This is a genomic window from Collibacillus ludicampi, from assembly GCF_023705585.1.
Classification (GTDB): Bacteria; Bacillota; Bacilli; order Tumebacillales; family BOQE01; genus Collibacillus; species Collibacillus ludicampi.
The window spans coordinates 215,462-240,556 of record NZ_BOQE01000001.1 but is presented as its reverse complement, the minus strand read 5'-3'; the positions used below and the strand labels follow the sequence as shown (position 1 = coordinate 240,556).

The following is a 25,095-nucleotide window of genomic DNA, read 5'->3' as shown; positions in this document are numbered from 1 at the left end:
ATACGGTAACTCAATCCACTTATACCGTAATGTACCGCTTTTCATAACGTTCTATTGTACTATATATTCCTCTTAGATTTCATTTATGGAGGTAGAGTACATACATGAAAAAGTTCGATATTAAAAGCGTATTTCTAGGGGCGGCTGTCGGTGTGGTCGCTACAACAGGTCTAGGCATAGTACACGCGGCGGGACAAGTATTCGCAGATGTGAACTCATCGGCATGGTACGCGAATGCCGTAAACTGGGTAGCAGAAAAAGGTCTCATGAGCGGTATGGGTAATGGTAATTTTGCTCCTAATGAGCCTGTGACTCGTGCACAACTTGCTGCAGTCCTCAAAAATTTGTCCGAAGCAGGGATGTTAGGGGGCGGTAATACGAATGGTAATACCAACGGTAGCACTACAAATGATAATAACAGCGGAAATGACAATTCTTCAACTAGTACAGATGCGAATAAACTCACACTCGCTAACTACGAAAAAATTCAAAAAGGGATGACGTTAGCGGAGGTAGAAGCGATTCTCGGTACGGGTGTTAAGCAGTCTGATTATTGAGTACTTACGTGTCATCGGCGGTTTACGAATGGGAAGATTCATCGACAGGAAAGGACATACTTATTACGTTTAGTACCGAAGAGCGTCAGGATAAACAACTAGGTGTAGAGTCCAAGACGGAGATGGGGTTAGAGTAATTCGGATAAATTCTGATTTTAGTTTCTCATCATCAATTTCTTGGCGAACGCAATTATAGTATGAATAATATAAAGTTAATAAAGACCTCACAGGCGAGGAACTTGTAATGGTATAGAGTGAGTTTGAGAGCATATAAGTTGCTAGCTGTTAAGGCGTAGACGGTTAAGCCTGCTCTACAAAGCGGCATTGTAAAGGCTCTCAATGAGTTCAACGAGAACAAAGCGAGCGGCAAATCATATAGATTACTCTGTACCTTCTCAGGATTGAGCACTCGTAAAACTTGTAGCGGGGTAAAGCTACAAAGGGCTCAATCCCTTCCTATCCTGACCGCAGGGATGAAGGTCTGGATCGCGGCGGCAAAGCCTCCACCGAAACAAGTGAGGCAATTGTGTTTTCATTTGGATTATGGAGAGGAAATAAACCACGATCGGCTACAGAAAGGAAAAAAGAGCCACCTGATCGGTGGTCTTTAAAAAAATAGGCAGGCAAAAAGGAATGAGTAAATGAAACGGCAATATAGTAAACGCCGCTAAGTTATTCGAAAAGAATCGAAACAAAAACACCACCTGAAAAGGTGGCTTATGGCATCAATAAGGGAGAGTTTGCCTAATCAGGACCCATGATACCAGTAGTATATTCATGCTTGAGAAAATAGGTTCATTCCTGCGTTGAGGTTCAGATTTAAATGCTGAAAAAGAAAGTAGAGGCGTACTTTGAAGCGCATCCTTTTTTTAATTCAATCCAAAATATGCTCCAAATGTTGACTTACATTGGCAGACATGATATAATTGTTATAATAGTTTAAATATTCACAGATATCGAGTATACGTTACGAAAACGCCTAACGACCGCTAATGTATATTAGCGGTCGTTGTTCATGAAAAGTAATTCGATGGGCAATTCGATGTGCTTAATAACAAAAATGAATTCAGATCTTGAATGAGGGAGAGGAGTTTTTAGTGATAGATCACAAAATGAAGGAAAGCTGGAGGAAGATAATTGCACCTTACGAGAGACCGAACGTGAAGCGGAGCGTTTGGCAAATTATTAACACCTGTGTACCCTTCTTTCTGTTCTGGTACGCTGCGTATTTGAGCCTTTCGGTGTCCTATTGGCTCACTTTGGTGCTGACTGGTCTAGCAGCTGGCTTGTTGGTCCGGATCTTCATCATCTTTCATGACTGCTGTCATGGTTCCTTCTTTTCCAGTCGGACCGCAAACGAGGTGTTAGGAACGATTGCCGGTATTTTGACCTGCTGCCCATTCTATCAGTGGCGGCACACTCATTCGGTCCATCACGCTACCAGTGGTAACCTGGATCGGCGCGGCATAGGGGACATTTGGACGTTGACAGTGGAAGAATATCTGGCGTTACCGCCACTGAAGCGACTGGCTTATCGCATGTACAGGAACCCGCTGATTATGTTCGGACTCGGTCCTTCCTACGTTTTCCTCATTAAATACCGATTTAACCGGAAGGGGGCCAAGATGAAGGAACGGCTTAATACCTACTTGATCAACCTCGGAATAGCAGTCGTTACCGGGCTGCTTTGTTGGACAATCGGCTGGAAAACGTTCTTATTGGTCCAGGGACCTGTCTTTCTAATTTCGAGTTTGTTCGGCGTCTGGCTCTTCTACGTTCAGCATCAGTTTGAGGGGACCTACTTCGAAAAAGGAGATAAATGGGATCATATGAATGCGGCTCTACGCGGGAGCTCATTCTATAAGCTGCCAAAGGTTCTGCATTGGTTCACGGGAAACATTGGCTTCCACCATATTCATCACCTGAGTCCTCGGGTGCCAAACTACTATCTGGACCGTGCTCATGAAGAGAATACGATGTTTCAGAATGTGACGCCTGTTACCCTTTTGTCCAGCCTGAGATCGCTTAACTTCCGCATATGGGACGAAAATCGCAGAAAGTTGATGGGGTTCGGGTACATCAAGCGTTTCTTAATTGCCCGGAAAGCGAAAGAGTGACTAACATATATTTCCGATAAATCGCTTCGTTTATAATCATTTTTATTACATCAAAGATTTGATTTGAACGAATCGAAAAATGCAAGTTTCCTCTGCAGAGTAGGAGAAACCGGCATTTCTCATCTTTAAGTCCTTAACGTATATTACATCCTTCCGATACACTCCGGCCCATCATTTTTTACGTTTCCGACCATAGGAGAACGGGATATGCATACATCTCTTCTTCGGGGTACGGCTTTAAATCTCTCCACCGCCTCCGCTTCTAGCATGGGCGACATGTATTGTGCTTCTTTGATCAAACCCTTCTCCTTAAACTCCACTAGTACGTCCACGTTACGCCTTTCCTTCTCAACGGTTAAGATAGCGTTCATATGTAACTGCCTCCTCACTTGAACCAGTTCATCCGAGATCCATTCCTTCAGCGTCTCAAAGGTTTCACGTGTCCATGATTGAGATGACTTCATCTGAAAACGAGACAGAACGGTTTTTTAACACTGCTCGATCATATTGGCAGAACGCTAAAAGTAGATAGAACTGTGATTGTCGTTTAGTTATTTACCCAACATGGTAGATTTTTCATGTTCAACTTGACCGTATGAGTCGATTCGTCTACGGACTCGCTTTTGTTTTTAACAACTCTGAGATCGTAACGCATTGATATCCTTTTGCTTGAATCTCCGGGAGTATTTTTGCTAATGCCTGAATCGTTTGTCCGCGATCACGCCCGTGGTCATGAAAGAGGATGATGTCACCGTTATGCAAATGATCGAGCACCTGATGGACAATTTTATCCACGCCAGGCTTACTCCAATCTCTGGTGTCCTTCGACCAAAGGACGATGATATACCCCTCGCTTTTGGCAAGATGAATCGTCATTTCATCATAATATCCCCCTGGAGGGCGATAGAGGTGTGAAAAATGTCCTGTTGCATAATAAATTGCTTTTTGTGCTTTCGTTAAGTCTTCTTTAAATTCTTTTTCAGATAACTTTTTAAAAGTATGACGATAGGAATGATTAGCAACTTCATGCCCTTCCATGGCTTCTCTTTGCACCAAATCCCTAAATTTTTCGACCCGTGAGCCGATCACAAAAAATGTTGCTTTGGCGTTATATTGTTTCAATAGGTCTAATACTTGAGGTGTGTATCTCGGATTCGGTCCGTCATCAAAGGAAAGAGCAACCAATTTTTCTGTTGTTGGAATTTCCCTAAGGATTTGTTCGTGAGACCCCAAATAAATACGTCCCTTTTTACCAGCATGAACGATGGCAGGAGTCAGTAGTAAAGCTATACAACAAAAAAAGATTACTTTCATGTATCGTGTGCGTTTCTTCATATGACCACCACACTGGGGATTCAGTAATGATATGGTTTAACAGTTTCTTTTCCAGGATACATGTAATATTTTTCCGTGTTGATGGGGTTGGAGCAGGAGTGTTGTCTTGATACAAGAAATGACATTCGGTATACTTTTTTTAGTTTTCATTGTAATCAACAAAGGCGATGGAGTTCGCCATAAGCGCCCGGGTGGCTAATGACTCCTACCAGTATATCATGGTGGGAGTCTGTTATTTTTATCATCGGGAACAAGTGTTTAAGGGGAAGCTTCTTTACCCCCATGAGATGGTTTGCGGATGAAAAAGCTCTCTTTAACGCAGTGGTACCCTCGAAGAACTTCGATAGGAAACTGTTTATGAAAAAGGTGGTGTCAAATGATTTATTTCATTGTCGGAATCGCTGGAGTACTGGGTGCCTTATTCCGTTATGATTTGGGGTTACTTATTCATTCATGGTGGTCCCTCTCATTTCCTTTGGAAACTCTGTTGATCAATTATCTGGGATGTATCATTCTCGGATGGTTCACTCCCTGGGCAGCAAGCCATAAAAACTTTCCATCGTGGATACGCGTAGGTTTTGGTACGGGGTTTATCGGGTCTTTTACTACATTTTCCACTTTTAGTGCGGAGACTTTGGCTCTCATTCAGAAGGGATTATGGGGTATCGCTATTCTTTACGTTCTCCTAAGTCTATGGGGGGGATTACTGATGGCATGGTGCGGTTACCGCCTTTTTAAATTAAGAGGGATAACGAGAGAGGAGTGAATCAAGATGATGTGGGATGGTTTATTGGTCGGCGTTGGAGGTTTTTTTGGGGCGATTGCTCGCTATTGTTCGAGTCAGTGGATTGCGGGGCGCGTTTCATCGAGGTTTCCGTACGGAACTTTATTTGTAAATCTTTTGGGGTCATTTTTATTAGGCTTCATTATTGGGGGAAAATGGGGAACCTCGATCTATTTACTATTCGGTACCGGTTTCATGGGAGCTTTTACAACGTTCTCAACGTTCAAAGTGGATAGTCTCCAGTTGGCAAAACAAAAAGAATGGAGAGTTCTTGGCCTCTATTTAGGCATAAGTTATCTGTTCGGTATACTCTTTGCTTTCTTAGGTTACACGATTGGTGCGTGGATAAACGGATAATCGCAACGTTTCACATGAAGTACTACCCTCTTACACCACATCAAATGATGAATCAGTCTGAAACGGAATTTCTAGTGATTTCACAATCTATGAGTAAGAAGGGTCGTATTTGAATATGTCTAGTACTGCGGATTGATTTTCAAAATGTCGGTGTCTGGGGGACACGATGCTCTTAAATATCATGGTAACTGCAAGGAAAACGATACAAGTTTGATGAGCACAGGTGGTAGTGATGAAGAAGGTTTTAGATAAAATATTCATGTTGTTGACTCTGTTCGTTGTTCTGCTTACAGTCGCCGCTTGTTCAAAAGATACGCCCGATTCGAAGGAAAATCCTGTATCAAAAGAATATCCTGTTACAGTGGAAGCAACGGTTGTAAAAGTGCTTCCTGATGATGAAAAAGGGGCGAAACATCAGCGATTCCTCATCCATATCGATAAAGTGCTGGAAAATCCCAAAAGCGTTCCTGTAGATACGAAGGGGAACGTATTGGTTGCCTTACGCTACGGGGACAAAGATGGAATTCCGGAGCGTTTACACTTGGAACATGCGATTGGAAAGCATATGGAATTAAAAGGTATGTATGTTCCGAATGACGGAGACAAAGATCCTGTCCTGCATTTCACTCACCATCCGGTTGGCTACGTGAAATTTGATAACCATGTTTATCGGTAAAACGGAATCAAGTTACTAAAGAAACGGACTTCTCCGAAGCGAAGCAGCGACTCTTCCCGGAGTGAAAGAATGAAAATGAATGCCGTTCGTAAGAACGGCATTCACTCGCTTCAATCATGATCAAAAAGTGCCGATGTTTACACCACGTTCTCCATCAATTCATTAATATCTTCCATTCTGTAATCAATGAGGCTGATTAACTGGTTAATCTCCGCAATTTCACTTTCCGCCAAGTCTGGAGAAAAAGCCAGCATATCCAGGAGATCCTGCTTTTTTCCTTGTAATTGTGATATCATGAACGAATTAAAAATATCTTGTCTGGTTACTTTTATGTACATAAATGATCGCCTTCCTTTCATTGTGGAAATTTTGTATGTATAAAATTCTTGTGCATTTAAATTCCCAGGGAATATTCGAAAGAGACATGTATGGAAAACCATGTTAAAATCTCAACAGTAAGGATTATAAAAAATATAATATAAGATTGTCAATTTTATAAATATAGATTATAATTCATCATCGTTCATTAAGCATAAATGAGAACATGGGGATTCAGCACAACTTTCATTTTTAGTATGAGAAAATTTTTCTACCTGTCAATGAAAAAGAAACACAAAGATTACATAATAGAGATATTTAGTAAAAAAATCCTTGATTTTCATTTCAAAGAAACTTAATCTGTTACATGCGGATGCATGGAAGTAATGAAACTGAGAGGAGAGGTGTATGGCATGGCCCATGAGATTGACTTTCAGATTCACGGGAATGAGATGCAATTTGTAGAAATCGAACTGGATCCGCAAGAAAGTGTGATTGCAGAAGCTGGTAGTCTCATGATGATGGAAGATGGCGTTCAGATTCAGACGCTGTTCGGAGATGGTTCACAGCAAGGATTTATGGGGAAATTGATCGGGGCAGGAAAAAGATGGTTGGCTGGCGAAAGTTTGTTTATGACAGAGTTTACAAATCTAAGTTATGACAAGAAACGAGTGGCCTTTTCCGCTCCTTATCCCGGTAAGATCATACCACTCGATCTTCGCATATACGGCGGCAAAATCGTGTGCCAAAAAGATGCATTTTTATGTGCGGCTAAAGGTATTTCTGTCGGTATCGATTTTCAAAGGAGATTAGGAGCTGGTTTTTTCGGCGGTGAAGGTTTTATCATGGAGAAGCTCGAAGGGGAAGGTCTTGCCTTTATTCATGCCGGAGGGACGATATACGAGAGGGAATTAGTTGCCGGAGAGCTATTGCGTATCCACGCGGGAAATCTCGTTGCCTTGACGCAAGGAGTCACCTATGACATCGAATTTGTTGGAGGCATTAAAACTGCGCTCTTCGGAGGAGAAGGTATGTTTTTCGCGACACTGCGAGGTCCTGGAAAAGTGTGGATACAATCCTTGCCACTCAGCCGCTTGGCAGACCATATCATTTCCGCTTCCCCGATCGCCGGTGGCAGCCGTCGAGAAGAAGGGGGATTTTTAGGAGGATTATTCGACGGAGATTGATAAAGAAACATGAAGGCTGGCTGAGCCAGCCTCGAAAATTCCTTAATAGCCACACATACCGTTCAAGCACTAATTTTCAAAGGTAGTCTCGAAGAATCCGATCTATTTGGCTCCATGATTTTTGATCTCGCTGATCAAGAAACCACCGTTTGCCTCTTTGCTGACCGTGAAATCATTGTCGATCGTGATATTGCCTTGCGACTTGTTATCATTGTCACTATGTAAGGTAAGCGTCGTTTTCCCTTCAAAGATATACTTATTTCCTTCTTGTTTAATAAATGTCACAGTAACCGGACTTCCGTTCATTGTGATTTTGGCACTCGTAAAATATTTATACATGGCAGAACGTTCCTCATTATACGTTTTGGCGGTTTCGGGTGTTAAAAACTTGTCGCCTGCCTTAAATGAAGCGGGATCCTTATATGTGATCTTCGCTTGAGTATCCAAGAACTGTTTTACAACATCGGCTGCTTTATCTTTTTCAGTGGCTGTCGCTTGCGTTGTATCTGTTTGCTTCGTGTCCGTATTTCCGCATCCTGTCAAACCAAACCCCAGGAGAGCGATACTTACACCAGCAATCAGAAGTTTCCTCTTCATGATGTTCCTCCTATTAAATTTATTTGATTCGTATATTATTCATATTATATTAAACCATGTAAATGATAAATGAAAGAAGCAGGGAAGGGGGGAAGATTGTGGTTCAGACGATTACAACAGTGGAGCTCAGTCGATGGCTGCGAACGTCGCGGAACCCTCTCGTACTAGAATTCGGAACCGATTCCTGATTTTCATGCGGTGTCATGAGATCGGTGATCTCAAACGTTTCGAAACAAGTGCAAGAGGTAAACTTTTTTTATGTGGATTTGGACGATTCTCCTGAACTCGGTGTCCTCTTTCGAGTGTTGAGTGTCCCCACGATGATTCTTGTCAACAACGGCAAGGAGATCAAACGTCATATCGGAGATGCTTCAGAGAAAGAAGTGAAGGAGTGGGTATTTTCTTCGATATGAAATTAGGTAAGCTTTTATAGTGGAAAAGCCCTCAACGAGTCCTCGCTTCATTCATAACATAGAGTACGTCGAGCCTCCCCAAGAAGTTCTTTTGAGAGTGTCGCAGGGGCAAATGCGGCAACGACAACTTCCCCCTTTGCCGTTGACCGTAAGCGGTAAGGCTCGAATCACGGCGGTGTGTTCCCCTACCGAAAAGTGGGGAACAAACCATTACACATTTGATTTGATGAAAGAGGGCATTCGGCCTCTTTTTTGCTTAAGAGACCTACGGGTCTCTTTTTTTCCGAATTGGACGCGTGTACCTCTCGAAATCTTGTTTCACCGCATTCAATGTAGGAGATCGACGAAAGGAGGGGCAGGAATTTGATCAAAAATCTCTTGACATGGTTTCTACAGCAGTACTTTGGTCCTCAGGGACAAACGTCGATCTTCCCCGGTTTGTTCGGGCAACAAAAGGGATTTCCCTTTCAGATACCGGGAATGCCTCAATTTCCTTCCCATCACGCCCCCGGTAGCAATCAACAGCAGTCCTCGACTGCTTTTCCGCCATGGATGTGGAATGCGATGAGACAGATGTTTTCCAACGGGAATCGTAACTTTTTTTCTGAAAAAGAGATGTCTTCTCCAACGTGGCCGTTTGGTGAAGGGAATCCATTTTGGATGATGCCGGGAAATCAGCAACAACCTTTTGGCGGATTCCCTTTCATGCCTATATCCGAAAGAAAGCCCACCCCTCGCAGTCATTCTTCTCTACACAAAAAGAAATCCTGTGGAAAACGAAAGATAAAAAATTTGTAAGACGATTCACGCGGCCGTACTGTATCCATATGCGTTGAAATTCGTTGTCCTGAGGACACAGAAAAAAACAACCTCCGACATCCACGTGATGAAAGAAAAAGAGAAGTCCTGATGGACGGGACTTCTCTTTACTTTTTATCTTTGTTCACGAAATTGAGCGACCGCGTTCTTCATATCATCCGGCAAATCGGCGGTAAACGTTAATTCTTCTTTCGTCCCCGGGTGTTGAAGCGTCAAGCGGAACGCATGTAGGGCTTGTCTTTGTATCAAAGGGGATGGGGAACCGTACAGTCTGTCACCGATGACCGGATGGCCTGCATGTGCCAAATGAACTCGGATTTGATGCGTGCGTCCTGTTTCCAGCGAGAGCTCGACTAGACTTGCATGCGCAAATGTTTCCCGAACATGATAATGCGTGATCGCAGGTTCTCCATCCGGACGAACCATTCGTTTGGTAGCATGATTCTTCGCGCGTCCAATCGGATATGTAAAAGTTCCCGTGAGTTTTGCCATCTGGCCTTCTACAAGAGCAAGATATTCTCTTTTTAAAGATCTTTCCCTCAACTGGCGATCAAGTTGTTGATGTGCATACATCGATTTGGCTACCACCAGGAGGCCTGAGGTGTCACGATCCAATCGGTGCACGAATCTGACTTTGGCTGTTTCCCCTTTTTTCAACCAATGATAAGCGATACCTGCGGCCAACGTTTCTTTTTGATCAGGACGGACAGGATGGACGTTGACTCCCGGCGGTTTGTTTACAATCAGCAATTCTTCATCTTCAAATACGATGTCAAATGCGACCGGTTCCGGAGCAATGCTGAGATGTTCCTCTACTGATGTGGCTACTTTGATCACATGGCCTTCTTTGACCGGACGTTTGAGAAAAGTCGGTTTGTCATTATAGAGGATTCCTTTGGTTCGCGTTAATTTTTGGATCATTCGTCTGGAGATCGACAAAGGTCCTGTCAAGATCTCCTGAACCGTTTTTCCTGCCATGTCGGACGGGACGACGTAGGTTAACCATTTTTTTATATTTGATTGCATGGTTTTTCGCATCCTTTACGCAATCGACATTCTGAATTCGTTCATAACTATCTCTCATTATACCATGTTGCGTGACACGCATACAGGATTGACTCCTTTGTCATTATGAGTCAACATATGAGGATGAACATTGGGGAGGAGTGATGGGTCATAAATGGTGTACTTGTCGTCTTCATGATGATGCTTGCGGGAATGTTTATCGGTTTTCAATCTCCCATCAATGCCGCTTTGTCGAAACGAGTGGGTATTTTCGAATCGGCACTCGTATCCTTTACCATCGGGATGTCGGTGCTATTGCTTCTGGTTTTACTCAGCGGTAAAGGGAACCTGCGTGAAATCATACATGCCCCTTTGTGGGAATGGACGGGAGGTTTATTAGGGGCGATGTACGTGACAGCGATCATCGTGGCTGTACCGCGAATCGGTGTGAGTACAGCGATGATCGCTGCGATTGCGGGACAACTCTTGATCGGTATGATCATCGACCATTTCGGCTGGTTCGGTTTGCCTGTTCGAGAGATCGACTGGCGCAGGATCATCGCGGTTCTCATGATGATGGCAGCTGTATGGATGATCTTTGGCGGGGAGAGACCAGAGAAGAAACAGATAAAAGGGGAAGCGAATCATGCACCGCATGTATACAATGATGCACAGGGAGAATGAATGGTTATTTGCATACAAAAATGGGGAATGATAGACTAAAGATGGTAATTTCAAAACCATCTTGGGGAGGAGTTTTTCCATGCCGAAAAAAGTCCTGATTCTTACAGGGGATGCTGTAGAAGCATTGGAAGTTTACTATCCCTATTATCGTTTGTTGGAGGAAGGGTATCGTGTGGTGATCGCTTCACCGACGAAAAAAGTATTGCAAACGGTCGTTCATGACTTCGAAGATTGGGAAACTTATACGGAGAAGCGTGGCTATCAATTGGAATCACACGCATCATTTGATCAGATCGATCCAACTGAATTTGACGGCCTCATTCTTCCGGGAGGAAGAGCACCTGAGTATATCCGATTAGATCCGAATATCCCTCGCATTGTGGGGCATTTTTTTGAAACAGGGAAACCGGTGGGAGCGATTTGCCATGCCGTTCAGATCTTATCGGCATTACAGCTGCCGCTTGCCGGTCGCAAGATGACCGCATATACGGCTTGCCGTCCCGATGTGGAGAATATGGGAGCCGAATATGCTTCTGAAACTCTATGTGTAGACGGGAACCTGGTATCTGGTCACGCTTGGCCCGACTTGCCCGGTTTTATGAAGGAGTTTCTGAAGCTCTTGCAAAAATAAACGATTCGCATGGCCTGTTCTAGACAGGGTCATTTTATGTGGAACGGTTTCAAGTTCCTACAGGCGAGCCTAAACTTGTATTCATTCGCGCCTGGCTGTTGCGAAACAAAGATGTAGTGATTCCAACCGTACCGTATCATTTGAAAGAGTAAAAAACGAACCGCGACGCTTGCGGTTCGTTTTTTTACGTGAACGAGAAATGTGTTACTGGACTTTTTATGTGTAAGAATTGAATAATTTTTATGAAATTTTATGAATTTGCTAATGATATGCGGAGATGTTGAGCATTTGCGGGACAGTCACAATTCTGTAACCTCCTTGCCGCAGTGTTTCTACTACGTAAGGAATCGCCTGCACCGTGTCCTCCAAACTTTCTCCCACGCCACCGGCACTATGCTGCAATATAATGGAACCCGGCCTTGTATGTGCCAAGATGTTTGCGGCGACTTGAGGAGCCGTAAGTTTTGCCCAATCAAGACTATCCACGTTCCAGAAAATGATTTTGTAGTCTAAGGTGATCAGTTCACGAATAACATCTGCATTGAGTGCTCCATAAGGGGGGCGGAATAAGCGCGGTCGAACACCAGCTATGCGGTTGATCTCATCGGAAGTACGAATGATTTGTAATCGTGCCTCAGCCAGCGTGATTTTGGTCAAATTCGGATGGTTCCAAGTGTGATTGCCTACAATATGCCCTTCCCTGATCATCCGTAGAAGCACCTGTGGGTGTTGCTGTATCCTTCTTCCCACACACATGAATGTCGCTTTGACATCGTATTGCTTGAGTACATCGAGTATACGAGGAGTCCAGATATCGTCGGGTCCGTCATCGAACGTGAATGCAACTTCTCTGCGAGGCGGCCCGTGCAGTATGACCTCGTTTGGGAAGCGGGAAGCCCAGTCCACATGAACGAGATGCGGATGTCTTTCTTCATGTCGTTCAGGTCCATGTGCATGCGGTGGGACCTGTTGTCTCATCCACTCTTGATAGGTAACGTCTTGGTAAGGATCCAATGGAGAATAAGGAGGTGTCGAATGGAAGGAGAATGGGGAAACATATGCAGGGACAAAGGATGCGTTCCATCTATATAAGTAAGAATTCCGGTGGAGAGAATCGAACATGATGATCACCCCAAATCAATAGTCATATGTACTATATGGGGATTTGTTCAACTCCGTTCTTGTTCGGTAAAAATTGTGCACGGTATGAACCTTCACAGGCCAGAAATAATAGGATAGCGTGTAGTGAATGTTATGGAGGTGAGTCCGTGAAAACAAGTATGCTTTCGACGATCCTCCTGATCGGGATCGCGTCCAATCTGGATAATGGAGGGGTGGGAATCGCCTACGGGGTTCGTAAAATATCGATCCCTTTTTGGGCGAATCTTGTGATCGCTCTCATTTCCTGTCTCTGTACAGCTCTGGCCGGTTATTTCGGGCGGTATATCGCTCGTTTTTTTTCTCCAATTGTAGGAAACATCCTTGGAACGATCGTCCTTGTATCGGTGGGGTTGTGGGTTCTTTGGCAGCCGTTTCGCAAAAAGAACGATGCAGAAAATAATATGGTAACAAAAATCCTTCAGAATCCGGAAAAAGCCGATTGGGACGGTTCCAAGAGCATAGGGTTCTGGGAGTCGGTCGTCTTAGGAGTCGCGCTAGCCATGAATGCGCTCGCCGGAGGATTCGATGCCGGAGTAACGGGTCTAAACATAATATTTACAGCGCTGAGCGTAGGTGTATTCAGCCTTATTTTTCTGGGAGGGGCAGCTTATCTGGGAAAAAGGTATGTTGCGCAAAAACTAGGGGACCGCGCCACGATCGTTGCGGGCATACTCTTAATTCTTATCGGGTTTCATCAAATGTTGTGAAGGTAAAAAAATGATCGATTTACCGCGGATGGACGGTAAATCGATCATTTTGCATAGAGTTCATAGAAATAAACTAATACATTTGTAACAGAATCCTGCGAGCAGACCGGTGATGGGAAGTGTGATCACCCACGTGAGCACGATTCGTCCTGCCACTCCCCATTTGACAGCACGAAAACGCTTGGCTGCTCCAGTACCCATGATCGAAGAAGAAATGACGTGGGTTGTTGAAACCGGCATGCCCAGTGCGGTAGCTGATTGAATGACAACGGAGGATGTGAGGTCGGAAGCAAACCCGTTGATTGGCTCCAATTTAATGATCTTCGAACCTACTGTTTTAATGATCCTCCAACCGCCTACCGATGTTCCGAGGCCCATGGAGACTGCGGCAGCCAGTTTAACCGATAAGGGAACCGACAAATCGGTCTGAAATTTTCCGGCAACCAACGCGAAGACAATGATCCCCATCGTCTTTTGCGCATCATTCCCACCATGTGAAAATGATTGTAAACCGGCAGAAAAGATTTGAAAGAAACGAAACCATTTATTTACACGATGGGGTGATACGTTTCTCACTGTAAGTTTTAAAATCCACATAATCACATAACCGACGAGAAGCGCTAAAACTGGAGAAATAACCAATGCCTCGATGATTTGGGTAAAGCCGCTCCAGTTCAGAGCATTCATACCGGATGATGCGATGACCGCCCCAGCCAATGAGCCGATCAGCGCATGAGAAGAGGATGAAGGAATACCATAATACCAGGTGATAAGTCCCCAGGCGATGGCTGAAATGAGAGCCGCTATGACGATGATCGGCCCATTTTGAATATGCAAAGGATCGGCTATTTTTCCACCGATCGATTTCGCGACTGCCGTGGATGTAAGGGCACCGACAAGGTTGAGGACAGCTGCGTAAAAAACAGCGAACCGTGGAGGTAACGCTTTTGTTGAGACAGACGTAGCGATCGCATTGGCCGTATCATGAAAACCGTTGATAAAGTCAAAAATCAAAGCGAAGATGACAATAATGACGATCAGTGTCATGACGATCCTCCTTACGCGTTTGTCATGACAACCGATTCGAGGATATCGGCTACGTCTTCACAACTGTCGGAAACGCCTTCGAGAATCTCGTATACTTCTTTTAGTTTGATAATTTCCACTGGATCGTTTGTACGAGCGAAAAGGGACTTGATCGAATCGCGCATCAGCTTGTCTCCCACATTCTCCAATTCGTTTAGACGAACGGTATATTGCCGGATTTCCAATAATTTTTTGCGTTGTAACGATTTCATAGCATATTCTAGCTGTTCGGCACAATCCTGTATGTTTTTTGCAAATTCGACCATGAAATTGTCAACCGATTGAATGTGGAACATATCAAAACGATTGGCGGCCGCTTCCATACCGTCAAGAATATCGTCTAACTTTGTCGCCAATGCCAGAATGTCTTCCCGCTCAATGGGAGTCATATACGTAGCGTTTAATGCGCGTATAATCTGATGGGTTTTTTCATCACCCTCGTCTTCGTATACTTTGATGGATGCCGCTAGCTTTTCTCCGCTAGTATAATTCTTCAATCCTTCTTTGAAAGCTGCAGAAGCGGCAGAGATATTTTCCGTGATCTGTACAAGTAGATCGAAAAATTGATTTTGTTTTTTGAACACTTGAATACCCTCCGTGAAAAACGTTGAATTTTGTCGATTGACCTCCCTGTAATTATACTGTAATTATCATCATTGTTTTTGTAAATCTTTTGTTAAGATATTCGGTGGAAGTGAATACGAAAGAGCTGCAAAGCTCTGTGGGAGGTAACTCATGATGGTTCATTTGATGAGAAGGAACAGGCTGCAAGATTGGATGAAACGTGAGGGGCTCGATCTCGCGATCGTGACACACCCTGCCAACGTGTTCTATTTGACAGGTTTTTATTGCAATCCGCATGAGCGTTTCCTGGGTATCGTTGTACCGGCAAAAGGAGAATCCACGTTGATTGTACCTGCTTTGGAAAAAGAGGCGGCGACAGCAAAAAGTCAAATGAATGTGGATTCTCACAGTGATACGGAAATGGCGGCAGATGTACTACATACAGTCATTGAACGGACGTACGCGAATCCGCAAACAGTTGGAATTGAGAAAGCAAGCATGTCGGTTGCCCGTTATGAAGAGATCTCTGCTCGTGTCGGCGGCTCATATCAAGATATTGAACCAGCACTTTTGCAGATGAGGCAGTGCAAGGACGAAACGGAAGTCAGTATCATGAGAAAAGCCGCCAAATTAGCGGATTTGGCGGTGGAAGCGGCTGTCTCGGCCATCGAAGTGGGGAAAACAGAGGTGGAGATCGTGCAGGCGATCGAAGCGGCGATCAAAGCGCACGGGGGAGAAAGGGCGGCTTTTGAAACGATCGTTCTATCGGGTGAAAAAAGCGCTCTGCCACACGGTGTACCGGGTACCAGAAAGATCGCTTCTGGTGATATCGTCCTCGTTGACTTAGGAGTTGTTGTTGAAGGTTATTGTTCTGATATTACGCGTACGTTCGTTGTCGGTGAAGCTTCACCAGAACAAAGGGCTATTTACGATACAGTCTTGCAAGCAAACGAAGCGGCGATCGCTGCGGTGAAACCGGGGATTGCTGCTTCCGAGATCGACCGCGCGGCGAGGGATGTGATCGCGAGGAGCGGTTATGCTGAATATTTCATTCATCGGGTGGGACATGGCTTAGGAATCGATGTTCATGAATTTCCGTCTCTTCATGGAGCGAATACGACTCCTTTGGTAACGGGAATGACGTTCACGATCGAACCGGGGATCTATTTGCCGGGCACCGGCGGTGTTCGTATCGAAGATGACGTCTTAGTCGTTGACGGAGGGGTCGAAGTCCTCACGAAGTTTCCAAAGGAATTGATGATTCTGCCGGCATAGAAAGCTTGAAATGAAGCCAATCAACAAAATCAAGAGACATACAATAGCAAAATTCTTGTCATGCCCGAAAGATGACGCGTTCCATGAGGGAATCGCGTTTTTTTTTCTCCCGAAAAAAGGCGAAAGCCCATACCCAAGTATAAATGCCTAACATACAGTAAAGTGAACACAATTGTTTTACAGGAGGGGTGTGAGTTGTTCACACAAACGAAGGTCTACCATCCTTTCGTGAGCCCTTTCGATCCCTGCAGGCCATTGGTTTCCAAGACATACGCGACGCCCCCGCACCTGTATCTGGGCTTTCAACCCCCGAATCTCCCGCAATTTACCCCTGTCGAAGCGATAAAGCATGGTGTGTTATGGCCTGCCCTCTATAGCCCTTACGAAGGACGAACAGACAGCTACAAGGAGAGAGATCGGTCATGAGCGAGCGTCATTCTGTCGACCGTCGATACTACGAGCTATTGCATCAACTTCAGGCGATCGACTTCGTTCTTGTAGAACTCAATCTGTACTTGGATACACATCCGGATGATAGGAATGCTCTCGAACAACACAACCATTATGTTCAAGAACGTTGGAAGATCGCGCAGGAATATGAGAGCCGTTACGGTCCCTTGACCCACTTCGGACACAGCTATTCCCGCTTTCCATGGCAGTGGGACGATTCACCGTGGCCCTGGCAAGTATAATGAGTAACTTCGGAGGGAGGCAGTTCGTGACGTGTGGATTTACGAGAAGAAATTGCAATACCCAGTGCGTGTCAGTAAATGTGACCCACGAATGGCGAAATATTTGATCGAACAGTATGGTGGTGCTGACGGTGAATTGGCTGCTGCACTCCGTTATCTGAATCAGCGTTACACGATTCCTGATAAAGTAATCGGATTACTTACAGATATCGGGACGGAAGAGTTTGCCCACTTAGAAATGATCGCGACAATGGTGTATAAACTCACGAAAGATGCAACTCCGGAACAATTGAAAGAAGCAGGATTCGGGGAACATTACGCGGATCATGATCGGGCATTGTTTTATCATAATGCGGCGGGTGTTCCTTTCACGGCAACTTATATTCAAGCGAAGGGCGATCCGATCGCCGATCTTTACGAAGATATTGCCGCTGAAGAAAAAGCGAGAGCTACGTATCAATGGTTGATCGATTTAACGGACGATCCCGATTTACAAGACGGGCTCAAATTTCTCAGAGAACGGGAAATTATCCATTCGCAACGATTTCGTGAAGCGGTCGAATTATTGAAAGAGGAGCAAGAGCGGAAACACATCTTCTAGCGAACCGATGGCACTCCTTGATGATAAAGGGGTGCCACCTTTATGGGAAAATGGATTAATTTTTGACCATATACATCGCCGGTATTTCTGCTTGAATGGTCTTTTCCACTTTAAACGTCTTTTCATCGATAACCACTATATTTCTATCAATACTATTGCCAACGTACAACTTGCCATTGAGGGATACAAGCGAAACTGCTCGGATCGGATAGGTTAATTCATCAACCTGAAATGTGCTTAGATCTACTTTACTTAACGGTTTTTCAAGGAGATCCTGACTCCCCCATTGATCAAAATGGGTGACAAAAATGCTTTTCCCATCCGATGATAATGTCATATCTTTAGCAAATATTGGTAACTGAACGGTCTTTTCGATCACACCTTTTTGGGGATCGATTTTGATCAATTGATTTTGCGGAGCTTCTATCGGCACATTATTTGCGCTTTGATAGACCCCGTATAAATATCCATCATGAAAAAGCAACCGAAACGGAACAAACTTTTGATCCTGGTGGAATATTGGACGGAGTTTATATGAATGGAGATCAAGTTCATAAATATTCGATTTGGGGGGTACACCCTCGTTCTGTGTACTTTCTGGTGAGAGATAACTGGAAATATACGCCTTCGATCCAAATCCAATAATATCTTTTACAATGCCTGGAACCTGCAATAGTTTGATCATGCTTTCGGTTGATGAATTATACACTCCGATCTGGGTGATATCTATTTTTCCGTCTTTCAATACCTGAGCGGAGTCCATGACATACGTATTTCCATATTGATAGAGATGGATAGGGGCAAACGGCGAAGTGGATTTTTTTTTCAAGTCCGTACCCTCGACAAACAAAAGTCCCAGAAATTTTTCTTCAGGAGAATATCCGGGAGCTACAATTCTTTTTTTCTCTTTGTCATAGTTCAAGCTTTGTATAAATATCGAATTGTTTATGATGTTGTTCTTGTTTGTATCCACATCAACAATGTCTATTTTATGGCTATCACTGACATAAAGAATCGAGTGTCCATCTGTAGTAGTAGAAAGTGAATGACTACTACTTGAACAAGCGACCAAAAAGAATAATGAAAGGGGAAGTACCCATACTTTGTTTAACATAAATATCCTCCGCTGCTATAAAAACAGGCAGAATGGAATCCCCCTGTTTTTATAGCGTTTATTTGTTCGCATAAAAGTACTATGTTCTTTATTATCCACGTTACCAAGCTAAAGTAACATCACTATCATTATAAATATCATCTGGGGTTACCCAATATCCACCATTTGCATCAATATCAATAGAAGCCCATTTATTATACTCAAACCAAGGCAACTTAGAGCAATACCATGAACTTATATCCGTTTTTGAAGAACCAAAATTGTAGGGTTCCCCTATGTGAGCAGCAGCATTTTGAACGACAGATTGCCTTTGAGTGTAAGAAGCATTGGTCACATACATGTTTCGTACTACATTGTAACCGTTTGACCAGAAAGATGTGGTTTCACGATAGACACCGATACCAGGCATAGCAGAAATGAAGTTTCCATTTCCGGAATCATACATTGCGGCATGTCGAAAATACCCATATGGAACACTGCTTTTACTTCCGTTTGTCGGGGATGCACCCAAAATAATATCTCCATTAACCAACGGCCCCAAGGTAATGGAGGCGGGAATTACCGAACTCGTAACTCCACCATTTTTAGCTAGTGGATCCGGATGTTTTTTAATCCATTGATCCCATTCTGATGCATCTTTGGGTAGAGGACCACGAGGATCAGCTGGAATTGATGGTTTTTCAATATGTGGACGATTCAAATTTTCATCAATAGGAACTTGCGAAGATGCTGCAAAAGTCAAATTTGTACCGAATGTAGGTAAGCAAACGGTAAAAAACAATATTAATTTTTTCATTTTCATAAATATACCTCCTCAATTTTTTAATACTTACTAACCGGTTAGTATTTTTATACTACCAGAAAATGCATTATTAATCAAGAATTAAAACACAATTTTCAAAAATTATAGTATTTACTCGATATCAATGGTTGATCGATTTAACGGACGATCCCGATTTAAAAGACGGGCTCAAATTTCTTAGGGAACGGGAAATCATCCATTCGCAACGATTTCGTGAAGCGGTCGAAATGCTCAAGGAAGAACGGGATCGGAAAAAATTCTACTAAACCAAATAGAACCCCGGCGTGTGCCGGGGCCGTTCTGTAACTCCATCTCCGATAGAGTTCACACGCAAGTTTTCAGGACGGTCTCGTTTTTGCTTTCATTTCCGTCAGGAGAGCAAAGATTTCAGACAGGAGGGTGTAGGATTTCGTCAGTTCATCGAACATCTCGCGGCTTGCGAAAAGTTGGATCGCTTTCTTTACATTTGAAATTGCTTCCTGCAAATGACCTAACTCTTTTTTGATCAATGCAAGTGTACGTAACACATAGGCGCGTTCCTTATCATTTTTGGCAAAATGAAGGGCTTTGGTCGCATGAAAAAGAGCGGTATCATAATCTTGAAGTTGAAGACAGAAACGAGCGGCTTCACGATGAAGAAAGCTGTTTTCGCTATCGATTCCAATTGACATATACGCTTGTTTACATCTCTGCAGGTCGGTTAACGCTTCTTGAATGTTGCCTTGATCACCTTGCAGGATCGCCGCGTATACATCCAGGTCAATCGATGTTTTGACAAGCTGGATGGCTTCCAACAGACCAACTGCGCGATGACTGTAATCGGTTGCTGACTTATAGTTTTCCTGATCTTGTTCCAGTTTCGCCTTTTCGACATAAGCAAGGGCGATCTCTTGTATCGATGCGCCTACTTCCTTGATTCTATTCGCTTTTTCGACGTAAGAAGCCGCTTCTTCTTTTTCCCCCGTAATTAAACAAAGGCGCACGTAGTCCAAGAGAAGCGTGCGGATCGCGGAAGGATCGATCGAATCTGAGCGGGACGCCCACTCGTAAGCTTTCAACCAAAAGTGTTTTGCCAACGTATAATTATGTAGTTCTATGTACGCTTTTCCCATCAGATAAAAGCAGTGAAATTGAACGCGGCGTTCATAGGGGCAAGGTTGCCCGTCAATAATCCGTTCAAATACTTGGATTGCATCCTCATATTTTCCCATGTAAAAGAGGCATTCACCGAGCAGCAGTTGGATATCGCTGAGAGAAAGGGAGGTTGTGGACCCGGTCAGTTGTTGCAATAAAGAATATGCCTCTTCATAATTTCCGGCAAGGAGCATTGCTTTCGCCAGTGTGTAGGCGCTAAGCGGTTCCCAGGGAGATGTTCCTTCTTCCAAAAAATAATCCATCGCTACACCCAGTTTTTCAGCGATGTGTTGCAACAATTTTGGTGACGGATTCGCTTTGTCCGTCTCAATCAGGCTGATCATGCTCGGCGTCACGAGTCCATTGGCCAATTCGATCTGAGTGAGACCACGCTTGACGCGTAACTCGCGGATCTTTTGACCAATTGTACACATAATTAACAAGCCTCCATTTCGCGACGAGTATTATCTAAAAATACCATAATTATAGAACGTAGGGCAAGATGTAAATGAAGTGTGAGTTGCATCACATTTTCCGGTTTATCGTTCGTGTATACTAACATTGTACCGGTTGAATCAAATATGATTTCAGTCCGGCAGAAATGTTTGTGTTTGTCTCGCGAATGGTTGGTCTTTCTATGGCGATACTATTCGTGTATGATATTCTTGATGAACCACATTTGATGTTGGAGGGATTTTCTCATGGCTGATCTGCGTGAACGTGTTCAAGAAGCTTTGGATAAAATTCGCCCTGGTCTGCAGGCGGATGGCGGTGACGCCGAACTGATCGATGTCGATGCGGAGAATGGAACTGCAACCATTCGAATGGTGGGTGCATGCGGCGGTTGTCCGATGAGCACGATGACCTTGAAAATGGGCATTGAGCGTACGATCCGTGCATCTGTACCAGAGATCAAAGAGGTTATCGCCGTTTAATTCTTTCTGATGGAGGGTTCAATATGGCATCTGCTTCTGTTCTTTCAGTCACTGAAGCGAATTTCGAGGAAACATTGAAAACAGATAAACCCGTCTTGATCGATTTCTGGGCCGAGTGGTGCGGTCCATGCAGAATGGTCGCTCCCGTGATCGATGAGGTTGCCAACGAACTTTCGGGCAAACTGGTTGTCGGTAAGATCAATGTAGATGAAAACCCGGCGATCGCTCAGAAATACGGCATCATGTCGATTCCGACCATGCTTGTTTTCAAAAACGGTGAAGTTGTGAAGTCGCTCGTTGGTTATATGCCCAAAAAAGACATGCTGGATAAATTGGCGGATGTCTTATAAGAGCGCCTGAAAAGCCGTTTTCATTTGATCTGAGAAAGCTCCCTATTGTCATATAGGGGGCTTTCCTTTGTTATTGACGCTTCTATCCGTTAGGGGAGTATGACTCGCCTCGCTCCCAAGTAGGAATGTTTCCAGTAAGAGTGTTCGAGGGAAGAAATTTTCACGCCTTTGGTCGCATCAGCCTGAATAAACGTCTGATTGCCGGCGTAGATCCCTACATGGGAAGCGCCGGGGGGATCGGTCTGAAAGAAGACCAGATCCCCTTTTTGTAGTTGTTTGCGATCGACCGGATCGCCGAACTTGTATTGCTCGTATGTAATCCGCGGGATCGAAATTCCTGCTTGGCGCATGACATACTGGACGAAGCCGGAGCAGTCGAACCCATTCGGTCTCCCTCCGCCCCACTGATAGGGAGTGCCGATGTAACGCTTGGCGATCATGACTACTTCCGATCCAGTATTTTCATAGGATTTTCTCGTGATATCTTGTGGTTTGCTTTGTTTGTTTGCCGTCTCCACTTTCACTTGTTTGTACGCATAAGGCACTTCTGATGAAATCAGTAAGATTAAAGAAATACTAGAGATGACCATTACAAATGGCAACAGCAAACGTGAATGGGATGGGGAAAACATAGTCTCCTCCTTTTCGTTTGCTTTTCAAATGGTGTTCTTTTCCCTAGTATGTTCCAATCGTGCAAAAGAATTTCTTCTAGGTAGTCCCCCATCCACCCAAGCACTCATTTTCAAAGTGTCCATGAAAGGAGCAACGCAAGAGAAATGTATTAGACTTTGGACGGCCCCGTCGAATTTCATGTTAGAATAAGCATGAGTTATTGACTGTTAGGAGGATACTCGTGATTAAAATTGGAGCTAATGTATCGATCGCAAAAACAGGATTGCTCGCGGCTGTTGAAGAGACGGTCAGTTATCGTGCGAATACATTTATGATTTATACCCGTTCGAATCGGGGAGGCAAAGCGAGGCCGATTGAACAGTTTAATCGGGAGAAAGCGTATGAATTGATGAAAGAACACGACATCGTAGATCCGGTGGTTCATGCTCCCTATTTGATTAATCTGGCTTCTCCCAAAGAAGATACATGGGAGTACGGCATCGATTTGTTACGGGAAGATATTCGCAGAACTTCGTATCTGGGGATTCGGTATGTTGTTTTTCACCCGGGTTCTCATGTTGGAGAAGGGATTCCTTACGGGATCAAACGGATCGCTGAAGGATTGAATGCGATTCTCACAGGAGAAGAAGATGTATTCGTCTGTCTGGAGACGATGGCCGGTGACGGATCAAAGGTGGGGAACCGTTTTGAAGAGATAGCGGAGATCATCTCCTTAGTCAAGTACAAGGAGAAGTTGGGGGTCTGTGGAGATACTTGCCACTTATACTCGGCCGGTTATGATATTGTCAATGATTTTGAAGGGGTCATGAAAGAGTTTGACGATATCATCGGGCTTGATCGCTTAAAAGTGTTTCATATCAACGATTCAAAGACCCCTTTTAATTCCCGTAAGGATCGCCACGAAAACATTGGCAAAGGGTCAATCGGGGGAGAAGCGATTCGACGGATCGTTCACCATGAGGTTTTAAGGGACATGCCTTGTATTCTTGAAACGCCGGAAGGACGCTATAAGGAGGAGATCGCCTATATTCGGGGCGAAATCGAGGAGCCAAGTTACTTATAGTGATCGAACAATGTAAAGGAGGAAGTGATTCCTGGGGATTCAATCGTCTTACGCAGAACGAGGGGGTGTCCGTCTTACAATGAACGGGTGTGTGCTAGAAACACACACCCGGGCTTAGACGGAAAGTCTCGAACAAAGGGATCCTCCCTTATGTGTTTTTACATTTTGGCAAATGCGCGTTCAGCGGCAGCAATCGTGTAATCGATGTCCTCACGGCTATGAGCCGTGGAAACGAACCATGCTTCATACTTGGACGGAGCCAAACAAATTCCTTCTTCAAGAATCGCCCTGAAGAAGCGTGCAAATGCTTCCCCATCGGAAGCTTGTGCATCCGAATAATTTTTCACAGGTTCCTCCCGCCCGAAGTACAATGTGAATGCACCGCGGCAACGATTAATCGTCACCTTGTGACCATATTTTCGCGCGGCAGCCAGCAATCCTTCAGCAAGAATCCCCGCCAATTCGTCCATTCGTTCATATGTACCGGGTTTTTGCAATTCCTCCAGACATGCGATTCCCGCGGCAATCGATGCCGGATTTCCAGCCATCGTACCCGCTTGATAAGCAGGACCGAGAGGAGCCACTTTTTCCATGATCTCTCTGCGTCCGCCATATGCCCCGATTGGTAAACCGCCGCCGATAATTTTTCCAAGGGCGGTCATGTCCGGTTCCACTCCGAGCAGATTCTGTGCGCCGCCATACATGAAGCGGAAATTCGTGATCACCTCATCATAAATGACGAGCGCTCCGTACGAATGTGCCAGTCGGTTGACCCCTTCGAGAAATCCCGGTTCCGGTTGGACGATACCGAAATTGCCTACGATCGGTTCGACAAGTACGGCTGCCGTCTGTTCTCCCCAGTGTTTCAACGCTTCCTCAAAGCTTGTGAGATCATTATAGGGAACGGTAATCACTTCCTGGGCGATTGACTCAGGGATCCCTGCGGAATCAGGGATGCCTAACGTTGAAGGGCCTGAACCGGCTGCTACAAGGACGAGATCGGAATGTCCATGATAGCACCCTTCGAACTTGATCACCTTCGTGCGGTTCGTATAGGCACGTGCTACACGTATGCATGTCATCACCGCTTCTGTTCCAGAATTCACGAAGCGGATTTTTTCCAAGGAGGGGATTGCTTCGCGCAACATTTTCGCTAATTGTATCTCCAGTACGGTTGGTGTGCCGTAAAGAACACCGTTTTCCGCCGCGTGTGCGATCGCTTTTGCGATATGTTCATTTCCGTGTCCGTGGATCAAAGGACCGTATGCTGCCAAATAATCGATATAACGGTTTCCATCGACATCCCAGAAGTACGCCCCTTTTCCCTTGGCCATAAATACAGGGGCTCCTCCCCCTACGGCTTTAAACGAACGAGAGGGAGAATTCACACCTCCGACAATATATTCTAACGCTTCTTCATAGTACCGTTGTGAAAGTGTATGATCCATCGCATGTTGCCCCCTTAAAGAAATTCCTGTTTCATCGTAACAATTTAGGG

Annotated in this window: 31 protein-coding genes, 1 pseudogene and 1 riboswitch; of the genes and pseudogenes, 19 read left to right on the top strand and 13 right to left on the bottom strand. The window is 44.5% G+C overall.

Annotation, left to right across the window (positions count from 1 at the left end; translation table 11 throughout):
- Positions 1–104 precede the first annotated feature (104 nt).
- Positions 105–557 carry an S-layer homology domain-containing protein gene (locus tag DNHGIG_RS01285; protein ID WP_282197974.1) on the top strand — a complete coding sequence of 151 codons (453 nt, stop codon included), beginning with the start codon at positions 105–107 and terminating at the stop codon, positions 555–557.
- 1,112 nt (positions 558–1,669) lie between these two features.
- Positions 1,670–2,674: a Delta(5) desaturase DesA gene (gene desA, locus DNHGIG_RS01280; RefSeq protein WP_282201326.1), complete on the top strand. Its 1,005-nt coding sequence runs from the start codon at positions 1,670–1,672 to the stop codon at positions 2,672–2,674.
- 143 nt (positions 2,675–2,817) lie between these two features.
- On the opposite strand, the gene DNHGIG_RS01275 is transcribed toward desA, so the two are convergent.
- The gene (locus DNHGIG_RS01275; RefSeq protein ID WP_500790169.1) at positions 2,818–3,138 is read right to left on the bottom strand and encodes a YhjD family protein; all 321 of its coding nucleotides are present in this window, start codon (positions 3,136–3,138) and stop codon (positions 2,818–2,820) included.
- Between the two features lie 145 nt (positions 3,139–3,283).
- A complete protein-coding gene (locus DNHGIG_RS01270) occupies positions 3,284–4,009 on the bottom strand; it encodes a polysaccharide deacetylase family protein (RefSeq protein WP_282197972.1) in 726 nt (241 codons plus the stop codon).
- 154 nt (positions 4,010–4,163) lie between these two features.
- A riboswitch (Fluoride riboswitch) is annotated at positions 4,164–4,224 on the top strand.
- Between the two features lie 161 nt (positions 4,225–4,385).
- Here DNHGIG_RS01270 and crcB (DNHGIG_RS01265) point away from each other — a divergent pair.
- From crcB (DNHGIG_RS01265) to DNHGIG_RS01255, 3 genes are all read left to right on the top strand, one after another.
- A complete protein-coding gene (gene crcB / locus DNHGIG_RS01265; RefSeq protein WP_282197971.1) occupies positions 4,386–4,775 on the top strand; it encodes a fluoride efflux transporter CrcB in 390 nt (129 codons plus the stop codon).
- Positions 4,776–4,784: 9 nt separating this feature from the next.
- The gene (crcB, locus tag DNHGIG_RS01260) at positions 4,785–5,150 is read left to right on the top strand and encodes a fluoride efflux transporter CrcB (RefSeq protein ID WP_282201325.1); all 366 of its coding nucleotides are present in this window, start codon (positions 4,785–4,787) and stop codon (positions 5,148–5,150) included.
- Positions 5,151–5,382: 232 nt separating this feature from the next.
- Entirely contained in the window at positions 5,383–5,826 is a 444-nt protein-coding gene (locus DNHGIG_RS01255) for a DUF3465 domain-containing protein (RefSeq protein WP_282197970.1), read from the top strand.
- Positions 5,827–5,963: 137 nt separating this feature from the next.
- Here the strand turns inward: DNHGIG_RS01255 and DNHGIG_RS01250 are convergent, their stop codons facing one another.
- On the bottom strand, positions 5,964–6,164 hold the full coding sequence (locus tag DNHGIG_RS01250; RefSeq protein WP_282197969.1) for a hypothetical protein: 201 nt from the start codon (positions 6,162–6,164) through the stop codon (positions 5,964–5,966).
- Between the two features lie 393 nt (positions 6,165–6,557).
- On the opposite strand from DNHGIG_RS01250, the gene DNHGIG_RS01245 reads away from it, so the two are divergent.
- Positions 6,558–7,331, top strand: coding sequence for a TIGR00266 family protein (locus DNHGIG_RS01245; protein WP_282197968.1), 774 nt, complete (start codon positions 6,558–6,560; stop codon positions 7,329–7,331).
- A 102-nt stretch (positions 7,332–7,433) separates the two neighbouring features.
- Here the strand turns inward: DNHGIG_RS01245 and DNHGIG_RS01240 are convergent, their stop codons facing one another.
- The gene (locus tag DNHGIG_RS01240) at positions 7,434–7,928 is read right to left on the bottom strand and encodes a hypothetical protein (protein ID WP_282197967.1); all 495 of its coding nucleotides are present in this window, start codon (positions 7,926–7,928) and stop codon (positions 7,434–7,436) included.
- Positions 7,929–8,131: 203 nt separating this feature from the next.
- On the opposite strand from DNHGIG_RS01240, the gene DNHGIG_RS01235 reads away from it, so the two are divergent.
- Complete coding sequence (locus tag DNHGIG_RS01235) at positions 8,132–8,341, top strand: thioredoxin family protein (protein WP_282197966.1); 210 nt, start codon at positions 8,132–8,134, stop codon at positions 8,339–8,341.
- A gap of 363 nt (positions 8,342–8,704) precedes the next feature.
- Positions 8,705–9,139, top strand: coding sequence for a hypothetical protein (locus DNHGIG_RS01230; protein ID WP_282197965.1), 435 nt, complete (start codon positions 8,705–8,707; stop codon positions 9,137–9,139).
- Between the two features lie 135 nt (positions 9,140–9,274).
- Here the strand turns inward: DNHGIG_RS01230 and DNHGIG_RS01225 are convergent, their stop codons facing one another.
- Positions 9,275–10,186, bottom strand: coding sequence for an RluA family pseudouridine synthase (locus DNHGIG_RS01225; protein WP_282197964.1), 912 nt, complete (start codon positions 10,184–10,186; stop codon positions 9,275–9,277).
- A 174-nt stretch (positions 10,187–10,360) separates the two neighbouring features.
- Between DNHGIG_RS01225 and DNHGIG_RS01220 the strand changes: the two genes are divergently transcribed.
- Both DNHGIG_RS01220 and DNHGIG_RS01215 read left to right on the top strand, forming a co-directional pair.
- On the top strand, positions 10,361–10,849 hold the full coding sequence (locus tag DNHGIG_RS01220; protein ID WP_282197963.1) for a DMT family transporter: 489 nt from the start codon (positions 10,361–10,363) through the stop codon (positions 10,847–10,849).
- Between the two features lie 79 nt (positions 10,850–10,928).
- Positions 10,929–11,480: a DJ-1/PfpI family protein gene (locus DNHGIG_RS01215; RefSeq protein ID WP_282197962.1), complete on the top strand. Its 552-nt coding sequence runs from the start codon at positions 10,929–10,931 to the stop codon at positions 11,478–11,480.
- Between the two features lie 261 nt (positions 11,481–11,741).
- Here DNHGIG_RS01215 and DNHGIG_RS01210 read toward each other — a convergent pair whose 3' ends face one another.
- Complete coding sequence (locus DNHGIG_RS01210; RefSeq protein ID WP_282197961.1) at positions 11,742–12,602, bottom strand: polysaccharide deacetylase family protein; 861 nt, start codon at positions 12,600–12,602, stop codon at positions 11,742–11,744.
- A gap of 146 nt (positions 12,603–12,748) precedes the next feature.
- On the opposite strand from DNHGIG_RS01210, the gene ytaF reads away from it, so the two are divergent.
- Positions 12,749–13,348 carry a sporulation membrane protein YtaF gene (gene ytaF / locus DNHGIG_RS01205; protein ID WP_282197960.1) on the top strand — a complete coding sequence of 200 codons (600 nt, stop codon included), beginning with the start codon at positions 12,749–12,751 and terminating at the stop codon, positions 13,346–13,348.
- Between the two features lie 60 nt (positions 13,349–13,408).
- Here the strand turns inward: ytaF and DNHGIG_RS01200 are convergent, their stop codons facing one another.
- A complete protein-coding gene (locus DNHGIG_RS01200) occupies positions 13,409–14,395 on the bottom strand; it encodes an inorganic phosphate transporter (protein ID WP_282197959.1) in 987 nt (328 codons plus the stop codon).
- Between the two features lie 11 nt (positions 14,396–14,406).
- Positions 14,407–15,018 (bottom strand): DUF47 domain-containing protein, encoded by a 612-nt coding sequence (locus DNHGIG_RS01195; protein WP_282197958.1) that lies wholly within the window; start codon positions 15,016–15,018, stop codon positions 14,407–14,409.
- Between the two features lie 151 nt (positions 15,019–15,169).
- On the opposite strand from DNHGIG_RS01195, the gene DNHGIG_RS01190 reads away from it, so the two are divergent.
- The 4 genes from DNHGIG_RS01190 to DNHGIG_RS01175 all read left to right on the top strand — a co-directional run bounded on the left by DNHGIG_RS01190 (position 15,170) and on the right by DNHGIG_RS01175 (position 17,566).
- Positions 15,170–16,273 (top strand): M24 family metallopeptidase, encoded by a 1,104-nt coding sequence (locus DNHGIG_RS01190; protein ID WP_282197957.1) that lies wholly within the window; start codon positions 15,170–15,172, stop codon positions 16,271–16,273.
- Between the two features lie 195 nt (positions 16,274–16,468).
- A complete protein-coding gene (locus tag DNHGIG_RS01185; RefSeq protein WP_282197956.1) occupies positions 16,469–16,699 on the top strand; it encodes a spore coat associated protein CotJA in 231 nt (76 codons plus the stop codon).
- On the top strand, positions 16,696–16,965 hold the full coding sequence (locus DNHGIG_RS01180) for a spore coat protein CotJB (protein WP_282197955.1): 270 nt from the start codon (positions 16,696–16,698) through the stop codon (positions 16,963–16,965). Before DNHGIG_RS01185 ends, DNHGIG_RS01180 begins: the two co-directional genes overlap by 4 nt.
- A gap of 31 nt (positions 16,966–16,996) precedes the next feature.
- Positions 16,997–17,566, top strand: a complete 570-nt coding sequence (locus tag DNHGIG_RS01175) for a manganese catalase family protein (RefSeq protein ID WP_282197954.1) — start codon at positions 16,997–16,999, stop codon at positions 17,564–17,566.
- A gap of 55 nt (positions 17,567–17,621) precedes the next feature.
- Here DNHGIG_RS01175 and DNHGIG_RS01170 read toward each other — a convergent pair whose 3' ends face one another.
- The gene (locus DNHGIG_RS01170) at positions 17,622–18,680 is read right to left on the bottom strand and encodes a YncE family protein (protein ID WP_282197953.1); all 1,059 of its coding nucleotides are present in this window, start codon (positions 18,678–18,680) and stop codon (positions 17,622–17,624) included.
- A gap of 100 nt (positions 18,681–18,780) precedes the next feature.
- Complete coding sequence (locus DNHGIG_RS01165) at positions 18,781–19,482, bottom strand: YiiX/YebB-like N1pC/P60 family cysteine hydrolase (protein ID WP_282197952.1); 702 nt, start codon at positions 19,480–19,482, stop codon at positions 18,781–18,783.
- Between the two features lie 119 nt (positions 19,483–19,601).
- On the opposite strand from DNHGIG_RS01165, the pseudogene DNHGIG_RS01160 reads away from it, so the two are divergent.
- Positions 19,602–19,748, top strand: a pseudogene (locus DNHGIG_RS01160) (manganese catalase family protein); the annotation flags it as partial.
- Between the two features lie 72 nt (positions 19,749–19,820).
- Here DNHGIG_RS01160 and DNHGIG_RS01155 read toward each other — a convergent pair.
- Positions 19,821–21,050, bottom strand: coding sequence for a helix-turn-helix domain-containing protein (locus DNHGIG_RS01155; RefSeq protein ID WP_282197951.1), 1,230 nt, complete (start codon positions 21,048–21,050; stop codon positions 19,821–19,823).
- Between the two features lie 267 nt (positions 21,051–21,317).
- Here DNHGIG_RS01155 and DNHGIG_RS01150 point away from each other — a divergent pair, with 267 nt between their 5' ends.
- Positions 21,318–21,551 (top strand): NifU family protein, encoded by a 234-nt coding sequence (locus DNHGIG_RS01150; protein WP_500790168.1) that lies wholly within the window; start codon positions 21,318–21,320, stop codon positions 21,549–21,551.
- A gap of 23 nt (positions 21,552–21,574) precedes the next feature.
- On the top strand, positions 21,575–21,901 hold the full coding sequence (trxA, locus tag DNHGIG_RS01145) for a thioredoxin (RefSeq protein WP_282197950.1): 327 nt from the start codon (positions 21,575–21,577) through the stop codon (positions 21,899–21,901).
- Between the two features lie 89 nt (positions 21,902–21,990).
- On the opposite strand, the gene DNHGIG_RS01140 is transcribed toward trxA, so the two are convergent.
- The gene (locus DNHGIG_RS01140) at positions 21,991–22,533 is read right to left on the bottom strand and encodes a C40 family peptidase (RefSeq protein WP_282197949.1); all 543 of its coding nucleotides are present in this window, start codon (positions 22,531–22,533) and stop codon (positions 21,991–21,993) included.
- A 221-nt stretch (positions 22,534–22,754) separates the two neighbouring features.
- On the opposite strand from DNHGIG_RS01140, the gene DNHGIG_RS01135 reads away from it, so the two are divergent.
- Complete coding sequence (locus DNHGIG_RS01135) at positions 22,755–23,597, top strand: deoxyribonuclease IV (protein ID WP_282197948.1); 843 nt, start codon at positions 22,755–22,757, stop codon at positions 23,595–23,597.
- Positions 23,598–23,755: 158 nt separating this feature from the next.
- Here DNHGIG_RS01135 and DNHGIG_RS01130 read toward each other — a convergent pair whose 3' ends face one another.
- Positions 23,756–25,045, bottom strand: a complete 1,290-nt coding sequence (locus DNHGIG_RS01130) for a glutamate-1-semialdehyde 2,1-aminomutase (protein ID WP_282197947.1) — start codon at positions 25,043–25,045, stop codon at positions 23,756–23,758.
- Positions 25,046–25,095 lie beyond the last annotated feature (50 nt).